General features: G+C 68.3%; 13 protein-coding genes. 3 read left to right on the top strand and 10 right to left on the bottom strand.

What is annotated here, in order from left to right; genetic code table 11:
* From VL52_RS21125 to VL52_RS21110, 4 genes are all read right to left on the bottom strand, one after another.
* A partial coding sequence (locus VL52_RS21125; RefSeq protein WP_046158900.1) for a hypothetical protein occupies window positions 1–439 on the bottom strand: 439 nt, incomplete at its 3' end.
* A gap of 194 nt (window positions 440–633) precedes the next feature.
* The gene (gene rquA / locus VL52_RS21120; RefSeq protein ID WP_046158899.1) at window positions 634–1,341 is read right to left on the bottom strand and encodes a rhodoquinone biosynthesis methyltransferase RquA; all 708 of its coding nucleotides are present in this window, start codon (window positions 1,339–1,341) and stop codon (window positions 634–636) included.
* A gap of 208 nt (window positions 1,342–1,549) precedes the next feature.
* Window positions 1,550–2,323 (bottom strand): exodeoxyribonuclease III, encoded by a 774-nt coding sequence (xth, locus tag VL52_RS21115; protein WP_046158898.1) that lies wholly within the window; start codon window positions 2,321–2,323, stop codon window positions 1,550–1,552.
* 252 nt (window positions 2,324–2,575) lie between these two features.
* Entirely contained in the window at window positions 2,576–4,615 is a 2,040-nt protein-coding gene (locus VL52_RS21110) for a M3 family metallopeptidase (RefSeq protein ID WP_046158897.1), read from the bottom strand.
* A gap of 102 nt (window positions 4,616–4,717) precedes the next feature.
* Between VL52_RS21110 and VL52_RS21105 the strand changes: the two genes are divergently transcribed.
* Both VL52_RS21105 and VL52_RS21100 read left to right on the top strand, forming a co-directional pair.
* Complete coding sequence (locus VL52_RS21105) at window positions 4,718–5,263, top strand: gamma carbonic anhydrase family protein (RefSeq protein WP_046158896.1); 546 nt, start codon at window positions 4,718–4,720, stop codon at window positions 5,261–5,263.
* Window positions 5,264–5,266: 3 nt separating this feature from the next.
* On the top strand, window positions 5,267–5,767 hold the full coding sequence (locus tag VL52_RS21100) for an RDD family protein (RefSeq protein ID WP_082113875.1): 501 nt from the start codon (window positions 5,267–5,269) through the stop codon (window positions 5,765–5,767).
* Here VL52_RS21100 and VL52_RS21095 read toward each other — a convergent pair.
* Entirely contained in the window at window positions 5,764–7,404 is a 1,641-nt protein-coding gene (locus VL52_RS21095) for a methyl-accepting chemotaxis protein (RefSeq protein WP_046158895.1), read from the bottom strand. The genes VL52_RS21100 and VL52_RS21095 overlap by 4 nt on opposite strands.
* Window positions 7,405–7,803: 399 nt before the next feature.
* On the opposite strand from VL52_RS21095, the gene VL52_RS21090 reads away from it, so the two are divergent.
* Entirely contained in the window at window positions 7,804–9,438 is a 1,635-nt protein-coding gene (locus VL52_RS21090; RefSeq protein ID WP_046158894.1) for an APC family permease, read from the top strand.
* 219 nt (window positions 9,439–9,657) lie between these two features.
* On the opposite strand, the gene VL52_RS21085 is transcribed toward VL52_RS21090, so the two are convergent.
* The 5 genes from VL52_RS21085 to VL52_RS21065 form a co-directional block, all read right to left on the bottom strand.
* Window positions 9,658–11,931, bottom strand: coding sequence for a TonB-dependent receptor domain-containing protein (locus VL52_RS21085; RefSeq protein ID WP_052729450.1), 2,274 nt, complete (start codon window positions 11,929–11,931; stop codon window positions 9,658–9,660).
* Window positions 11,932–12,072: 141 nt separating this feature from the next.
* On the bottom strand, window positions 12,073–14,169 hold the full coding sequence (locus tag VL52_RS21080; RefSeq protein WP_046158893.1) for a S9 family peptidase: 2,097 nt from the start codon (window positions 14,167–14,169) through the stop codon (window positions 12,073–12,075).
* Between the two features lie 19 nt (window positions 14,170–14,188).
* Window positions 14,189–14,851, bottom strand: a complete 663-nt coding sequence (locus tag VL52_RS21075) for an energy transducer TonB family protein (protein ID WP_144410361.1) — start codon at window positions 14,849–14,851, stop codon at window positions 14,189–14,191.
* Between the two features lie 85 nt (window positions 14,852–14,936).
* Window positions 14,937–15,353 carry a TonB system transport protein ExbD gene (exbD, locus tag VL52_RS21070; protein ID WP_046158892.1) on the bottom strand — a complete coding sequence of 139 codons (417 nt, stop codon included), beginning with the start codon at window positions 15,351–15,353 and terminating at the stop codon, window positions 14,937–14,939.
* 3 nt (window positions 15,354–15,356) lie between these two features.
* Window positions 15,357–15,904, bottom strand: a 548-nt coding sequence (locus tag VL52_RS21065; RefSeq protein WP_046158891.1) for a MotA/TolQ/ExbB proton channel family protein, incomplete at its 5' end; no start/stop codon positions are given.

Raw genomic sequence — 15,904 nt, 5'->3', positions numbered from 1 at the left:
CCTTCTTGGCCGGGGCCGAAGCGTCGGACTTGGCGGCCTGGGCCTTCTGCGCGGAAGCTTCCTTCTTGGCGGCGTGCTTCTTGGCGTGGGTCTTGTGGGCCTTCTTGGCCGGAGCCGAAGCGTCGGACTTGGCGGCCTGGGCCTTCTGCGCGGAAGCTTCCTTCTTGGCGGCGTGCTTCTTGGCGTGCTTGTGGGCGGCCTTCTTCGCCGGAGCGGAAGCTTCGGCCTTGGCGGCTTGAGCCTTCTGCGGCGCGGAAGCGCCTACCTTTTCGCCTTTCTTGGCGTGGTGGATCTTGGCCGGGGTCTTTTTCTCGGCCTTCTTGGCGGCCGGGGCTGCCTTGGCGGCGGGAGCGGAAGCCGGAACGACCTGTGCGGCGAAACCTGCGGCGGAGCTCAGGCCGAATACGGCGGACAGGGCAAGAAGGGTCAGCTTTTTCATGATTTCATCTCCAGGTCGGTAACGGAGGCTTCCACCTCCGCAAGGCACCGTGTTTGGTGTTTCCTTGAGACGTATCCTAGTCCCGCCCCTTCCACCCGTCTGTTAGCACCTTGTAAGGCCATGTAACGCGACGTACAAGGGACAAAACCGCTGATCCCGCGTTGCGCCCCCTTGCCATGCCTTGCGCGCCGGGCTCAATCGCGCCGTTGCGCGATCACGATCTGGTACACGCCGCCGAACACCGTGCGCTTGCGCCAGTCGAACCGCTCCGCCTCGCGCGCGTAGGCGGCGATCTCCTTGTTCCACAGTGCCTCGGCGAACGGCTCCAGCGCGCGGTTCACCCATTTGAGCAGCCAGCCTATCGGCTGCCACGGACGGGGGCGGTGGTAATCGACGAACATCGCCCGCCCGCCCGGCGCCACTTGGGCCAGCATATTGTCGACGATGGCCGATTTCATCCCTTCCGGCACCTCGTGCAGCAGAAAGAAGCTGCATGCCAGGTCTGGCCGCTGCTCGGCCTGGAAGCGGGCCGCGTCGGCGCGCACCACTTCGGCCTGCGGCACGCCGGCCAGCTTGCCCTCGGCCAGCTCCACCTGGATGGGCGTGACGTCGGTCAGCGTGAAGCGGCCGCTCTCGCCCACCCGCGCCGCCGCGCGCTGCACCAGGTCGCCGTAGACGTGGGCGACCTGCCACACCCGCTCCCCGGGCCGGATTTCATCGAGATAGGCGCGCATCAGGCGCTGGTCGTTGCCGAACAGCAACGTGCGCACCACCAGTTTGTGGTCCAGCATCCTTGCCTTGCGCGGGTTGACGTAGGCCCAGTCGTAGACCTCGGTCATGTAGTCCGGGACGTCCTGGTAGTAGGGGTCGCCAGCGCTTGCGCGCGTGTTCAGTGTGGTCATGGTGGGTTACCGGTTATCAGCGATGGAACCAGCTTAACAAGCGTCTTTTCCCCTCGGCTTGAGCCAGGCCAAACCTTGGCCCGGCCACGCGGAAGGCATATTCCAACGTCGTTATAAGCGCTGACTCCGTCCCGCGGCAACCTCATCGGCACGCCAAAGCGAACGGCCCGGCTCAAGGCCGGGCCGTCTGGCTGGCGAAACTGGCCGCTCAATCGGCCAGCGTCAGCACCACCGGGGTGTGGTCGGACGGGCGCTCCCACTTGCGCGGCGCCTTGTCGATCTCGCAGACCTGCGCGCGGGGCTTGAGCGCGTCGCTGACCAGGATGTGGTCGATGCGCACGCCTTTGTTGCGGCGGAACATCATCTGGCGGTAATCCCACCAGCTGTACTGCTTATCCTCCTGGTTGAACAGGCGGAAGCTGTCGGACAGGCCCAGCGCGATCAGGCGGCGGAAGGCGTCGCGCTCAGGCGTGCTGCACAGCACCTGCTCGCGCCAGCCCTCCGGATCGTAGACGTCGCGGTCTTCCGGAGCGATGTTGTAATCGCCCAGGAGCAGTAGGTTCGGATGCTTGGCCAGCTCGGCGGCGACATAGCCTTCCAGCTTGGACAGCCATTCAAGCTTGTACGGGTACTTGGGCGAATCCACCGCCTCGCCGTTGACGAAATAGCCGCAAATCACCCGCACGCCGTTCACGGTGGCGGCGATCACCCGGCGCTGCTCGTCGCCGTAGCCGGGAATGCCGGCGACCACGTCCGTCATCTCCAGCGGCGCGCGGACCAGGATGGCGACGCCGTTGTAGGTCTTCTGGCCGAACCAGGCCGCGCGGTAGCCCGCGGCCTCGATCTCCGCCAGCGGGAAGACGTCCTGGTCCATCTTCAGTTCCTGCAGGCACAGCACTTCGACGCCGGTGTCGGCCAGCCACTGCAGCACCTGCGGCAAGCGGACTTTCAGGGAATTGACGTTCCAGGTGGCAAAACGCATCGGCGAGAACTCCAGAATGGGAAAGGATGAAGGCCGACACCATAGCAGCAGCCGGCCCGGCTGTTGAGGGATTTTCGCGCCTCGCCACCGGCAAGGCAAAAAAAAGCGCCTCCGCAGTCGGCGGAGGCGTCAATAGACACTATATCACTACCCCTGATACGCGTCTGGCTCGCTTGCTGCTCCGGAAGACAACCCTGAGCAAAAGATTAGAGCCGGACTATTCCAGGCGAGTTCCTAAAGTTTCAATTTTTTTTACGCCGCCTCCGGCGCCATGCCGGAATGGCGCAGCAACGCGTCGATTTCGGGGTCGCGGCCGCGGAAGGCGCGGAACGATTCCAGCGCCGGGCGGCTGCCGCCGACGGCCAGGATCTCGTCCCAGAACTGGCGGCCCACCTGCGGATTGGCGCCGCCGGCCTCCTCGAACGCGGCGTAGGCGTCGGCCGACAGCACTTCCGCCCACTTGTAGCTGTAGTAGCCCGCCGCGTAGCCGCCGCCGAAAATGTGGCTGAAGCTGTTGGGGAAGCGGTTGTAGGCCGGCGGGCGGTTGACCGCCACCTCGTCGCGCACCTGCTCCAGCAGCGCCAGCCAGTCCACGCTGTCGGGATTGCCGGCGGTGTACAGCTGCATGTCGAACAAGGAAAACTCCAGCTGGCGCACCATCTGCATGCCGGACTGGAAGTTCTTGGCCGCGATCATCTTGTCGTACAGCTCGCGCGGCAGCGGCTGGCCGCTTTCGCTGTGCGCGGTCATGCCCTGCAGCACGTCCCACTCCCAGCAGAAGTTTTCCATGAACTGGCTGGGCAGCTCGACGGCATCCCACTCCACGCCGCTGATGCCGGCCACGCCGGCCACCTCGATGCGGGTCAGCAGGTGGTGCAGGCCATGGCCGCACTCGTGGAACAGCGTGATCACCTCGTCGTGGGTGAAGTAGGCCGGCTTGTCGCCCACCGGGCGGCTGAAGTTGCACACCAGGTAGGCCACCGGGGTCTGCACCTCTCCGCCCTTGCGGCGGCGCCCGCGCACATCGTCCATCCACGCGCCCGGGCGCTTGCCGTCGCGGGCGTAGAGATCGAGATAGAAACCGCCCAGCAGGGTGTCGCCCTGGAAGATCTCGAAGTAGCGCACGTCCGGGTGCCAGGCGGCGACCTGGCGCTCGGCGAAGCGCACGCCGTACAGGGTGCCGACCACGCCGAACAGGCCTTGCAGCACCTTGGGCTCGGGGAAGTACTGCTTCACTTCGTGCTCGGAGAAGGCGTAGCGGGCGACGCGCAGCTTTTCGCTGGCGTAGCTGATGTCCCAGGCCTGCAGCGCGTCCAGGCCCAGCTCGTCGCGGGCGAAGGCCTCCAGCTCGGCGCGGTCCTGCTCGGCGTAAGGCTTGGCGCGGCGGGCCAGGTCGCGCAGGAAGGCTATCACCTGCTTCGGGCTTTCCGCCATCTTGGTGTACAGCGACAGCTCGGCGTAGTCGGCGAAGCCCAGCAGCTGCGCCTCTTCGGCGGCCAGCTTCAGCTTTTCGCGGATCAGCGGGCCGTTGTCCTGCTCGGCCGGGCCGAATTCCGACGCGCGCTTGGCGTTGGCCTCGTACAGTTTTTCGCGCAAGGCGCGGTTGTCGGCGTATTGCAGCACCGGGAACAGCAGCGGGAACTGCAGGCCCAGCTTGTATTTGCCCGGCTGGCCGTCGGCCTCGGCCATCGCGGCGTACATGGCCAGCGTGTCCTCGGGAATGCCGGCCAGCTCGGCAGCGTCGTCGATGTACAGGCTGAAGCCGTCGGTGGCGTCCATCACATGCTGCGAGAACTGGTTGGACAGCTCGGCCAGGCGGCTGGACAGCTCGGCGAAGCGCGCCTTCTGCGCGTCCGGCAACTCGGCGCCGGCCAGGCGGAAGTCGCGCAGGTCGTTTTCGATCACTTTCTTCTGCGCGGCGCTGGCGGCGGCGAATTCGGGATTGGCCGCCACCGCCTTGAAGCGGGCAAACAGGTCCAGGTTTTGCCCCAGCTCGGTGAAGAAGGCGGAGATGCGCGGGATTTCGGCGTTGTACGCCTCGCGCAGGCCCTCGGTGTTGCCCACCACGCCGTTCAGATGGCCGACCACGCCCCAGGCGCGGCCCAGTTTCTCGGTGGCGTCGGTCAGCGGCTCCACCACCGCGTCCCAGTTGTCGCCGCCGGCGGCGACCACCGCGTCTATCGCGGCGCGGGCGTCGGCCAGCAATACGTCTAGGGCCGGGGTGATGTGCTCCGGCTTGATGGCGTCGAAGCGCGGCAGGTCGGAGAAATCAAGTAAGGGGTTCTGGCTCATGGCTTCAACATCCTGTCGGGGCGGGTCGATTATGATAAGGGAATTTGCGCGCCGGCGCGCGGGGCCGGCACAATGCACTACCGCTGAGATAAGGACGAAACGATGAAAAGCAATATCCGCCAGTACGACGGCCATCACCCGGAGATCGCCGACGGCTGTTACATCGACCCGGCGGCCGTCGTCATCGGCGAGGTGAAGCTGGACGCCGGCGCCTCGGTCTGGCCGTGCGCGGTGATCCGCGGCGACGTCAACCGCATCCACGTCGGCGAGAACAGCAATGTGCAGGATTTCGCGATGCTGCACGTCAGCCACAGGAGCGCCGCCGATCCGGAAGGCGCGCCGCTGATCATCGGCCGCCACGTCACCATCGGCCACCACGCGACGCTGCACGGCTGCACCATAGGCGACGAGGTGCTGATCGGCATCGGCAGCATCGTGCTCGATCGCGTGGTGATCGAGGACCGGGTGCTGGTCGGCGCCGGCAGCCTGGTGCCGCCGGGCAAACGCCTGGAGTCCGGCTATCTGTACCTGGGCAACCCGGTGAAGCAGGCGCGGCCGCTGACCGACAAGGAACTGGCCTACTTCAAGTATTCGGCCGAGCATTACTTGCGCGTGGCCGACAAACACAAGGTCAATCTGGAGGATTGAGCGATGGCGGATTCGCCGCAAATCCATGAAGAAGAACTGGAATACGTCGGCTTCTGGGCCAGGGTGCTGGCGAGCCTGGTCGACACCATCCTGCTGTTGATCGTGTCGGCGCCGCTGCTGTGGCTGCTGGCAGGACGCGAGGCGGCGTCCGTCGGCGGCATGCCGGACCTGGCCGAACTTAGCGGCCTCGGCTCGCTGGCGGAACTCCTGATCAATTACCTGCTGCCGGCCCTCGCCGTCATCCTGTTCTGGATCTACAAGAGCGCTACGCCGGGCAAGATGATGCTGGGCGCGCGGGTGGTGGACGCCGACACCGGCGCGCCGCTGACGCCCGGCCAGGCGGCGCTGCGCTACCTCGGCTACTTCGTCTCCATCATCCCGCTCGGCCTGGGCATCGTGTGGGTGGGCATAGACGCCCGCAAGCAGGGCTGGCACGACAAGCTGGCCCGCACCGTGGTGGTGCGCCGCAAGCCGCAGCCGGCCGCCTTCCCCGGCCGCCGCTAAGCCGGCGCAAGCCGCCCGCGCGGCATCTCCGTCCGCAGCGGCTCGCCGGCCGCCGGCGCCTCCAGCCTGAACCAGGCCAGCGCCTGGTTGAGTCCGCCGGCGGACTCCGCCAGCTGCTCCATCAATGGCTCGGCCTCGCGCATCTGCTGCTCGATGTGCAAGGCCAGGCTGGCCAGCTCATGACCATGCTGGCGGATATTGCCGCCGGCCTGGGTCTGCCCCTCGCCCGCCGCGCCGATGTCGGCCATCAAGCCGCCCAGCCCGGCCAAGGCCCCGTCCACCGCGGCCAGCGCCCCATCCAGCGCCAGTTGGGCGTCCTGGCCGTCCCGTCCGGCCCTGCCGGCCGCGGCGACGGCCTCGCCCAGCGCGCCCTTGGCCTGCTCCATCTGCCGCAGGCTGTCGAAAATGCCGCTGGTGGCCGAAGCGGTGCGCTCGGACAGTTTCCTCACCTCGTCGGCCACCACCGAGAAGCCGCGACCGGCCTCGCCGGCCCGCGCCGCCTCGATCGCCGCGTTCAAGGCCAGCAGATTGGTCTGCTCGGCCACATCGCGGATCAGCGCGCTGATCTGTCCGATCGCCGACAGCGCCTGGCCCAGCGTCTGCATTTCCAGGTTGGCGGTGGCGATACGCTCGGTCAGCAGGCCCATCGTCGCGGCGTTGTGCTCGCCCTGGCGGCGCGCCTGGGCGGTGGCCGCCGCCGCGCCGCGCGCGCAATCCAGCGCCGCCTCGATATGCAGCCCCACCTGGTCGGCATGGCCGGCGATCTCGGCCGCCGCCTCGTTGCTGAGCTGGCTTTTCTGCGTCTGCTGCCGGCTGGCGTCGGCGCTCTGCCGCGTCAGCAGCTGCAGCCTACGGCTGTCGTCCTGGTTGGCCCCGGCGTGGCGGCGCACCTCGTCCAGCAGCCCCGCCAGGTGGTCGAGAAAGCGGTTGATCCGCGACGCCGCGTGCGCCAGCTCGTCGCCGCCGCGATCGGGCAGGCGCGCGGCCAGATTGCCTTCGCCCAGCGCGTCGGCGGCCTGGGCCATCGCCGCCAGTTGGCGGCGCAGCCGGCGCGCCAGCGTCAGCTGGATCAGCACCACCAGCGCGCTGGCCAAGGCCAGCGGCCCCAGGATCAGCGGCGCCAGCCGCGACAGCGCCGCGGCCAGGCCGGCTTTTTCCTCGGCCAGCTCGCCGTCGCGCTTCTTCAATTGAGCATCGATCTGCGCGACCAGCGGCGCCAGATCGTTCTGGTAGGCCTGCTCCGGAATCGATAGCGCGTCCTGCGGCGCGGTCTCGGTGATGCGGATGGCGCTGCCCAGGTTGGCGGCGTAAGCCTGCCAATGGCCGCGCAGCGCGCCGTCGAACGCGCCGGAGTCGGCCGCCGGCAAGGCGTCATAGATGTCGCGCCGAAGGCCGGCCACCTGCCGCTCGGCCTGTTTCAGCCGCTCGGCGGTTTCCGGCAACAAAGGATCGGCGCGGGAAAACGACAGCGATACGGCCTTAAGCTGTTGCAGATTGGCCGCTAGCTGCTGCAGGCGGTTGTAGTTGTCGACGTGGCGGGTGAAGGAATACAGCTGCTGGCCGGTCAGCGCCATCGCCAGCGCCAGGCTGGCGAGGGTGAAGGCGATGGTCAGCCACAGGCGTTTGATCAGGGACATGGCGGGCGCTGCGCAGAACTTCGGGGCCCTCATCCTAACTAGGATTCATGACATAAAGATTTCAAGACATATAACTCAAGCAACAAAAATTGTTCACATTACGTTACAATCCGCGCACCCGAAATTCGGGTCGGCGTGTCGGACAAGATTCGGCGTTGCGGCCAAGTACGGATGCAACATCATGATTTCCTCCACGCCAAGCCGAAACCGGCTGCTTCGACATCCCCTAGACCGCTTGGGCGTTCTCGCCGACGCGGTCCGCCTGCCCGGCAGGCGCGATTTACATAAGACCGGGCCCACCCGGCTATGTGGGCAACTTCCCCCGGATATGTCCGGCGCGCGCGCGCCGCTTCGGGACAGCTGTTGCCCGTCATCGTTCAAATGACAGGAGATTCGCCCTTGCAACAACAACATTCCCGCCACATCGGCCCGATCGCGCTGATGCTGACCGGTCTTGGCTCCATCATCGGTTCCGGCTGGCTGTTCGGCGCCGCCCACGCCGCGCAGATCGCCGGCCCGGCCGCCATCGTCGCCTGGATCGTCGGCATGGTGATCATTCTTTCCATCGCGCTGAGCTACGCCGAACTGGGCGCCATGTTCCCGGAATCCGGCGGCATGGTGCGCTACGCCCGCTACTCGCACGGCTCGCTGCTCGGCTTCATCGCCGCCTGGGCCAACTGGATCGCCATCGTGTCGGTGATTCCGATCGAGGCCGAGGCCTCGGTGCAGTATATGAGCACCTGGCCCTACGAATGGGCCCACAACCTGTACCGCGACGGCGAATTGAGCACCGTCGGCCTGTCCTTCGCCGCCGTGCTGGTGGTCGCCTACTTCCTGCTCAATTACTGGGGCGTCAAGCTGTTCGCCAAGGCCAACAGCGCCATCACCATCTTCAAGGTGATCGTGCCGGCGGTGACGGTGGGCGCGCTGGTCTACAGCGGCTTCCACTCGGAAAACCTGAACAACCCGGCGCTGGGCGGCTTCGCGCCGTTCGGCTGGGCCAGCGTGATGACGGCGGTGGCCACCAGCGGCATCGTGTTCAGCTTCAACGGCTTCCAGAGCCCGATCAACCTGGCCGGCGAGGCCCGCAATCCGGGCAAGAGCGTGCCCTTCGGCGTAGTCGGCTCCATCCTCCTGGCCGCGGTGATCTACGTCGCGCTGCAAGTGGCCTTCCTCGGCGCGCTGTCGCCGTCCGAGCTGGCCCACGGCTGGAAAGGCCTGGACTTCAGCTCCCCGTTCGCCCAGCTGGCGATGGCGCTGGGCCTGAACTGGCTGATGATGACCCTGTATTTCGACGCCTTCGTCAGCCCCAGCGGCACCGGCGCCACCTATATGGCGTCCACCTCGCGGATGATCTACGGCATGCAGCGCAACGGCACCATGCCGGAGATCTTCGGCCGCATCCACCCGCTGTACCGCATTCCGCGTCCGGCGATGTGGTTCAACCTGGCGGTGTCCTTCGTGTTCCTGTTCTTCTTCCGCGGCTGGGGCACGCTGGCGGCGGTGATCTCGGTGGCGACCGTGATCTCCTACCTGACCGGCCCGATCAGCGCCGCCGCGCTGCGCCGCTGCGCGCCGGACCTGCCGCGCCCGCTGCGCCTCTCCGGCCTGAGCATCGTCGCGCCGTTCGCCTTCGTCTGCGCCTCGCTGGTGCTGTACTGGGCGCGCTGGCCGCTGACCGGCCAGATCCTGTTCCTGATCGTGGCCGCGCTGCCGGTCTACATCTGGTACCAGGCCAAGGCAGGCTGGCCGGAATTCTCCCGCGAGCTGAAGGGCGCGATGTGGATGGTGCTCTACCTGCCGACGATGGCGCTGCTGTCCTGGATCGGCAGCACCGATTTCGGCGGCCTCGGCATCCTGCCGTACGGCGCGGACATGGCCGTGGTGGCCGCCGCCGCGCTGGGCTTCTACTTCTGGGGCGTCAACAGCGGCTGGTACACCCGCTACCTGCGCGACGAGCACGATCCGAAGCTGGTGGAAGAGATGGAGCGCGACAACGCGCCGTCCGGCAAGCCCGCCGTTCAGCGCGGCTGATTCCCTGCTCCACGCAAAATAAAGCCGGCTGCCCAGGCAGTCGGCTTTTTTGCGCCCGGGCTAAGAGCCTGTTCAATGTCTGCTGCGCGTCGTGAAGGGTGGCACAGTGAGTACGGTTTCAGAATGCTCAGTACCGTATGTACACTCCGCTTCTTCAGCCGTTTTCGCCTTGCCTCGCCCTAGCACGCGAGACTGTGAACAAGCTCTAACGGCACATGCTCAGTAGCGCCATTCCACGGTGGCCGAATACGCGCGGCCGCGGCCGGTGGCATTGGGCGTCCAGTCGGCGGATTGCAGCGGCATCGCGTTCATCACGTTCAGCGGCGCCGAGTAGCTGCGGTTGGTCAGATTGCTGACGCCGGCGCGCAAGGTCAGCTGCTTGTTCAGCTTGTAGTTGGCGTACAGGTCGATCAGCGTCGGCGTCGGGTTCTGCTGTTCCTTCTCCACGTCGCCGGTGATGTCGTCCGCGTTGCGGTCGACGTTGATGCGGTAGCTCTCGCCGTCCTTGCGGAAGATCGCCCCCAGCTCCAGCTTGCGCTCCAGCAGCCGCGCGCCGACATCCAGCGAGTAATAGCTGGACGGCAGCTCGGTGATGTCGCCGAAATTGAAGTTGGCGGCGGCGATGGACGGCGGCTGGCTGGTGCGCTCGCGGCTGTACGACAGCCGCGCGTAGACGAAGCCGCCGTCGTAGTTGGCCTCCAGCTCCCAGCCGCGGGTGCGCACCGGCGCCACCGAGTTGGTGTAGACGTACATGGTGTCGCTGATCTCGGCCTCCTCCGCCCTGCCGGTGTTGACGTCGGCGTAGCTGCAGCGCGCGCCGCCCTTGCAGATGCGGAACGCCGTGCTGCTGATGTAGCCGTCGATCTTGGAGCGGTAGCCCAACAGTTTCAGCCGCAGCGTGTCGTCGCGCCCCAGCAGGCCATGGAACATCGAGTTGAAGCCCAACTGCACGGTGTCGGCGCGCTCGCCCTTGAGGAAGGGGTTCATCGAATCGGCGCCGGAGTTGGCGAAGAACACTTCCTGCGGGTTCGGCCCGCGCGAGGTGCGCGCCGCGCTGGCGAAAGGCTGGAACCACGGCGCCACCTCGGCCGAGATCAGCAGCGACGGATCGAAATAGCGCTCCTTGAGGCTGATGTCGGCCGCGCCCTGCGGGAAGCAGCGCAGGTCGTCGCGGCAAGCGGGCTTGTGGCCGCCCAGCTCGAAGCGGGTGTAGTTGAAGCCGCCGACCACGTTGAAGATGCCGTAGCGGTAGTCCAGGCTGGCGAACAGCGAGCGCATTTCCTGCTTGCCGGCCGGCGCGAACGGGTTGTTCTCTATCGCCTGCTGCGCGGTTTCCGGATCGTCGATGTCGCTGAACACATTGCGCACGAAGCGGTTGCGCTGCCATTTGGCGCCGGTCCGTAGCGTGGCGTCGCCGCCCCACAGGTCGAAGCGGCTGGCGTTGTCCACGCTCAGGCTGTCGTTGACGTTCTCGGTGCTGGTATTGGTGAAGTTGATCAGCGCGCCCGGCATATAGCTCTGCTTGCCCTTGCCGTGGCTGGCCAGCGCCGTCAGGTCCACCCATTCCGACAGCGGCGTGTAGCGGTACTTCAGCGCGTAGTCGTCGCTCTGGATGTCGCGCTTGGTGAAGTGGTTGCGATAGCGCCGCGCCGACAGCTCGGCGAAGTGGCGGGCGTTGGGCCGCCATTCGGCCTTGAACAGCTGCGATTGCGGATTCTGGCTGAAGCTCTGGTCGCCGCCGAAGCCGAACTCGGCGCTGTCGACGCCGGAGCCGTTGCGGTAGGCGCCGCTGCTGGAGCTGCTGCTGATCGCGCCGGCCAGGCCGAATTCGCCCCAATCGCCCAGTTGCTGGCGCGTCGCGCCGGCCACCATGCCGCTGCGGCCCAGGCCGTTGTTGCCGGCCATGTACTTGGCGCGCGCGCCGTAGCGCTTGCCTTCGCGCAGCACGTCGTCCACGCCCAGGGTGCGGAAGTTGGCGCTGCCGGCCAGCGCGTTGATGCCGTTGCCACCGGCCGAGCCGCCGCGCTCCACATCCACGCCGACGATGAAGTTGGGATCGATCAGCGCGCCGAAGGAGCTGGTCGGCACCCCGCCGTGGGCCAGCTCCGACGGCGCGCTGCCGAAGTAGTTCTGGCTGACGCCGTCTATCATGGTGTTGACCCGGCCCAGGCCGCTCATGCCGCGGATATTGACGCTGACCGCGCCCTGGTTGGGGTCGATCTGGGTGTACACGCCGGGCATGCCGCGCAGCACGGCGTCCAAAGACTCGGAACGGGTGTTCTCGCCGCGGCTGCTGAACGCGCCCGGCTTCTCCAGCGCGCGCTTCTCGGCGCGGTCGCCGTCAGCCTCCGCGCCGCCCGCCGCGCTGCCGCTGACCACCAGCGGCCGGAACTCCACCTTGCCGTCGGCCTGCGCCGCGTCGGCCGCCAGCGCCGATTGCCCGCCTACCGCCATCGCGGCGCTCACCCAATGCGCCATCATTTTTTTGTTCACTGTCTGACTCTCCAAAGTGATCGCTGTCCGAGCCGCCCTGCCAGGGGCGCGCGCGTTCGGACAGCACGAAACAGGAGAGAGGCGTGGGGATAAGGATCATGCGGGGCTGCCCGCCCCGGCGGCGGCGGGGTAAGGCAAGGCTCACGGTTCCCGCCAGCCGGACAGGGTCAACAAAAAGGCGTATTCGCGGGCATTGGCCGCCAGCCGGGACACGCGTCCGGACTGGCCCCGGTGGCCGGCCTCCATCTCGGTGATCAGCGCCAGCCGCTGGCCCGGCCATTGCCGCTCGCGCAGCCGCGCCACCCACTTGGCCGGCTCCCAGTACGGCACCTGGCGGTCGTGGAGGCCGGCGGTGACCAACAAATGCGGATACGGCCCGGCGCCGACGTTATCGACCGGACTGCAGCCGCGCAAGCGGCGATAAGCGTCGGCATCGGCCGGATTGCCCCATTCGCCGTACTCGCCCACCGTCAGCGGCAAGGACGGGTCTTGCATGCTGGACAGCGCGTCGACGAAGGGCACCTGGGCCACCGCGCCGCGGAACAGGCCCGGCGCCTGGTTCAAGGCCGCGCCGATCAGCAGGCCGCCGGCGCTGCCGCCCATCGCGTACAACTGATCGGACCTGGCGTAGCCCCGCCGCGCCAGCTCGTGGGCCGCGTCGATGAAGTCGTTGAAGCTGTTCTGCTTGTTGGCCAGCCGGCCGGCCTCGTGCCAGCGCCGGCCCAGCTCGCCGCCGCCGCGCACGTGGGCGATGGCGAACACGAAGCCGCGATCCAGCAGGCTGACGCGCGGCGCGCTGAAGGCGGCGTCCATGCTCATGCCGTAAGCGCCGTAGCCGTACAGCAGCAGCGGATTGCCGCCCTTGGCCAACAAGCCCCGGCGGTAGACCAGCGACACCGGCACCCGCTCGCCGTCGCGGGCGCGTATCCACAGCCGCTCGCTGCGGTAGTCGGCGGCGCGGTAGCCGGCCAGCCTGGGTTGCCACAAGGCGCGGGTCCGGCCGTTGGCGAGATTCCATTCCCAAGTGGAGGTCGGCGTGGTCAACGACGAGTAGCGGTAGCGCAACCGCCCGCTGTCCGGGTCCGGATTGCGGTCGAACCAGACGCGGTAAGCCGGGTCCGGCAGCGGCAGCGTCCGGCTCGCGCCGCCCTGCCAGGCGATCGCGCGCACCCGGCTCAGGCCGTCATGCCGCTCCTTGACGATCAGATGGCGCTTCAGCAACAGAAAGCTTTCCACCTCGCTGTCGGCGCCGGGCGCGATCAGCGCTTGCCAATCGCCGCCTGGCGCGGCGCTGCGGTAGAGACCGAAACCGGCCGGGTCCGGATTGGCGCGCAGGTAGAACGCGCCGCGATAGTGGTCCAGATAGTATTCGCGCCCAGGCCGACGCGCGGCGAACAGCCTGGCCGGCGCGTCGGCGTCCCGCGCGTCCAGCAGCCAGGCCTCGCTGCTGTCGCTGCCGGCGACGGCGATCAGCGCGTAACGGCGCGAGGCGCTGGAAGACAGGCTGACGGTGTAGGCCTCGTCCTTCTCCTCGAACACCAGCGCGTCATCCTTGCCGCCCAGCGCATGGCGGTAGACGCGGCTGGGGCGGTAGGTGTCCGGATCCACGCCGACATACCACAGCGCGCGGCCGTCGGCGGACCAGACCATCTCGGTTCCGGCCTTGCCGTCGCCAAACGGCAGCCACTCGCCGCTGGCCAGATCGCGTAGCGCCAGCTGTTGCGTGCCGTCGCCGCGGACGTCCTCGGCCACCGCCAGGTGGCGCCCGTCCGGCGACAGCTGCCAGCCGCCCAGCCGGTAGTAGCGCTTGCCCTTGGCCCGCTCGGCGGCGTCCAGCACCATCCGCCATTCGCCGCCGGCAGCCGGCCGGCGCTCGTACACCGGCTGCTGCGCGCCCTCAGGATAGCGTTCACGGTATTCCCAGCCATTTTCCCGATAAGGAAGCGAGGCCTCGCCGCCGGCGCCGCGCGCCTGCATCTCCGCCAGCAGTTTGTCGCGCAGCGGCTGCTGGCCGGCCAGCAGCGTCTCGGCGTAGCGGTTCTCCGCTTGCAGATGCGCCAGCACCTCCGGCCGGCTGCGGCTGTCATCGCGCAGCCAGGCGTAGGGATCGACGCGCGCGTCGCCGTGGGCGCTCAAGGTCTGCGGCCGGGTTTCGGCCCGGGGCGGCGCGTCGGCGCGCGCCAACGCGGCGCACAGGCAGAAGCCCGCCAATGCGGCAAAGGAAAGAATAGGGTTCATCGTCGCTCGCGGCGGCCGGTCAGCCGGCCTGGTTCAGGTCAAAATGGATGGGCAATACAATGCGGATCTGGCCGCGGTTGAGACGCTCCTGCGGCGGCGCGGGCAGCGGTTGGGCGCGGCGCAGCACCGCCAGCGCCTCGCGGTCCAGCGACAGGGTGCCGCTGCCGGCCTCCAGGCTGGCGCTCTTCACCCACCCCCCCGCGTCCAGCGTCACATCGACTTTGGCGACGCCGCCGCGGCGGCGGCTGATTGCATCTTCCGGATAGCGCTTGTGCCCGGCGAGGTGGCCCAGCACCCGCCCCTCCCAATCGGCGTTGCGGGCGTTGCCGTCGCTGTTCTGCGCGGCGGCGGTGTCGTCGGCGCGCTGCGGGGCCTTGGCCGACGACGCCGATTCGGCGCTCCTGGCCGCCCGGCTGGCGCTGTCGGCATCGGCTTCGCCGGGCGCGCCGCCGCGCCGCGCCTGCAAGGCCACGCTCTGCCTGGCCTCGTCATTGCGCGCCAGCTTCACCGGCGCGCGCTCTCCGGCGCGGGCGCGGGACGCGGCGCTGGCCATCTGCCGCTGTTGCGCCACCGGCTGGTCCGTCTCCGGCGTCGGCGCGCGCGCCTGCAGAGCCACCAACTGCACCACCGCGGGCAGGGCGCTCGGCGGCTCGGCCTCGCCCCGGCAGGCAGGCTGATCCACGCCCACAGCAGCGGCGCGAGAGCCAACAGCAAGGCGCCGCCGCCCCAGCCGACGACGGGCCTCGGCTTGCGCTCGGCCTCGGCCATCAGCCGGCCTCCTTACCCACCAGGCCCACTTGCAGGTAGCCGGCGGCGCGCAAGGCATCCATCACCGCCATCACGTCTTCGTAAGCGGCGGCGCGATCGGCCTGGAAAAACAGCGGGGTGTCGCGGCGGCCGCTGGTGGCGGCATCGACGACTTCGCCCAAACGCGCCAGCGGCGCCGGCTTGTCGCCCAGCAGCAGGCTGCGGTCCGGCTGCAAGGTGATGATCAGCGGCTTGTCCGGCCGCGGCGCCGGCTTGGCGCTGGAGGCCGGCAGCTCGATCCGCTGGTCGACGCTGGACAAGGGTGCGGCCACCATGAAAATGATCAGCAACACCAGCATCACGTCGATGAAGGGCGTGACGTTGATTTCGGACAATTCGGCCAGATCGTCGCCGTTGCCGGAAGGAAAACCGCCCATCGCTCAGCCCATCGCCGCGCGCGCGTCCAGCTCGCGGCTGAGCAGCAGCAGCAACTGGCCGGCCACCTGCTGCTGTAGCCCCTTGTGGCCTTGCAGCCAGCGGCTGAACAGGTTGTAGATCACCACCGCCGGAATCGCGGCCACCAGGCCGACTGCGGTGGCCAGCAACGCCTCGGCAATGCCGGGCGCGACGCTGGCCAGGCTGGTGTTGCCGCTGGCGGCGATGCCGGCGAAGCTCCGCATGATGCCCCACACGGTGCCGAACAGGCCGACGAAGGGCGCCACCGCGCCTATGGTGGCCAGCAAGCCGACGCCGCGCGCCAGCGAACGGGCGCGCGCGCTCTGAGCCTGCTTCAGCCGGAACGCGGCGCGCGCCTGCAAGGCGTCGCGCGGCGCGTCGGCGGCCGACAGCGCGATCTCTTTGTCCACCTCGCGCAGCAGGCTGCGCGCCAGGCCGTGGGCCGGCAGCGGCCGCACGCGCTCGCCGGCATCGGCCAAGGTCACGGCTCCGGCCAGCGCCGCATGGCCGCGGCGGCCTTCGCCGGCGGCCA

Origin of the sequence: Chromobacterium vaccinii (assembly GCF_000971335.1) — a bacterium.
Classification (GTDB): domain Bacteria; phylum Pseudomonadota; class Gammaproteobacteria; order Burkholderiales; family Chromobacteriaceae; genus Chromobacterium; species Chromobacterium vaccinii.
This window is presented reverse-complemented; position numbering and strand designations above follow the sequence as displayed.

Bases quoted from the DNA above. Each gene is read 5' to 3' on its own strand.
- VL52_RS21105 (WP_046158896.1), top strand. From the start codon at position 4,718: ATGAAAAGCAATATCCGCCAGTACGACGGCCATCACCCGGAGATCGCC.
- VL52_RS21110 (WP_046158897.1), bottom strand. From the start codon at position 4,615: ATGAGCCAGAACCCCTTACTTGATTTCTCCGACCTGCCGCGCTTCGAC.
- rquA (WP_046158899.1), bottom strand. From the start codon at position 1,341: ATGACCACACTGAACACGCGCGCAAGCGCTGGCGACCCCTACTACCAG.
- VL52_RS21080 (WP_046158893.1), bottom strand. From the start codon at position 14,169: ATGAACCCTATTCTTTCCTTTGCCGCATTGGCGGGCTTCTGCCTGTGC.
- xth (WP_046158898.1), bottom strand. From the start codon at position 2,323: ATGCGTTTTGCCACCTGGAACGTCAATTCCCTGAAAGTCCGCTTGCCG.
- exbD (WP_046158892.1), bottom strand. From the start codon at position 15,353: ATGGGCGGTTTTCCTTCCGGCAACGGCGACGATCTGGCCGAATTGTCC.
- VL52_RS21100 (WP_082113875.1), top strand. From the start codon at position 5,267: ATGGCGGATTCGCCGCAAATCCATGAAGAAGAACTGGAATACGTCGGC.
- VL52_RS21095 (WP_046158895.1), bottom strand. From the start codon at position 7,404: ATGTCCCTGATCAAACGCCTGTGGCTGACCATCGCCTTCACCCTCGCC.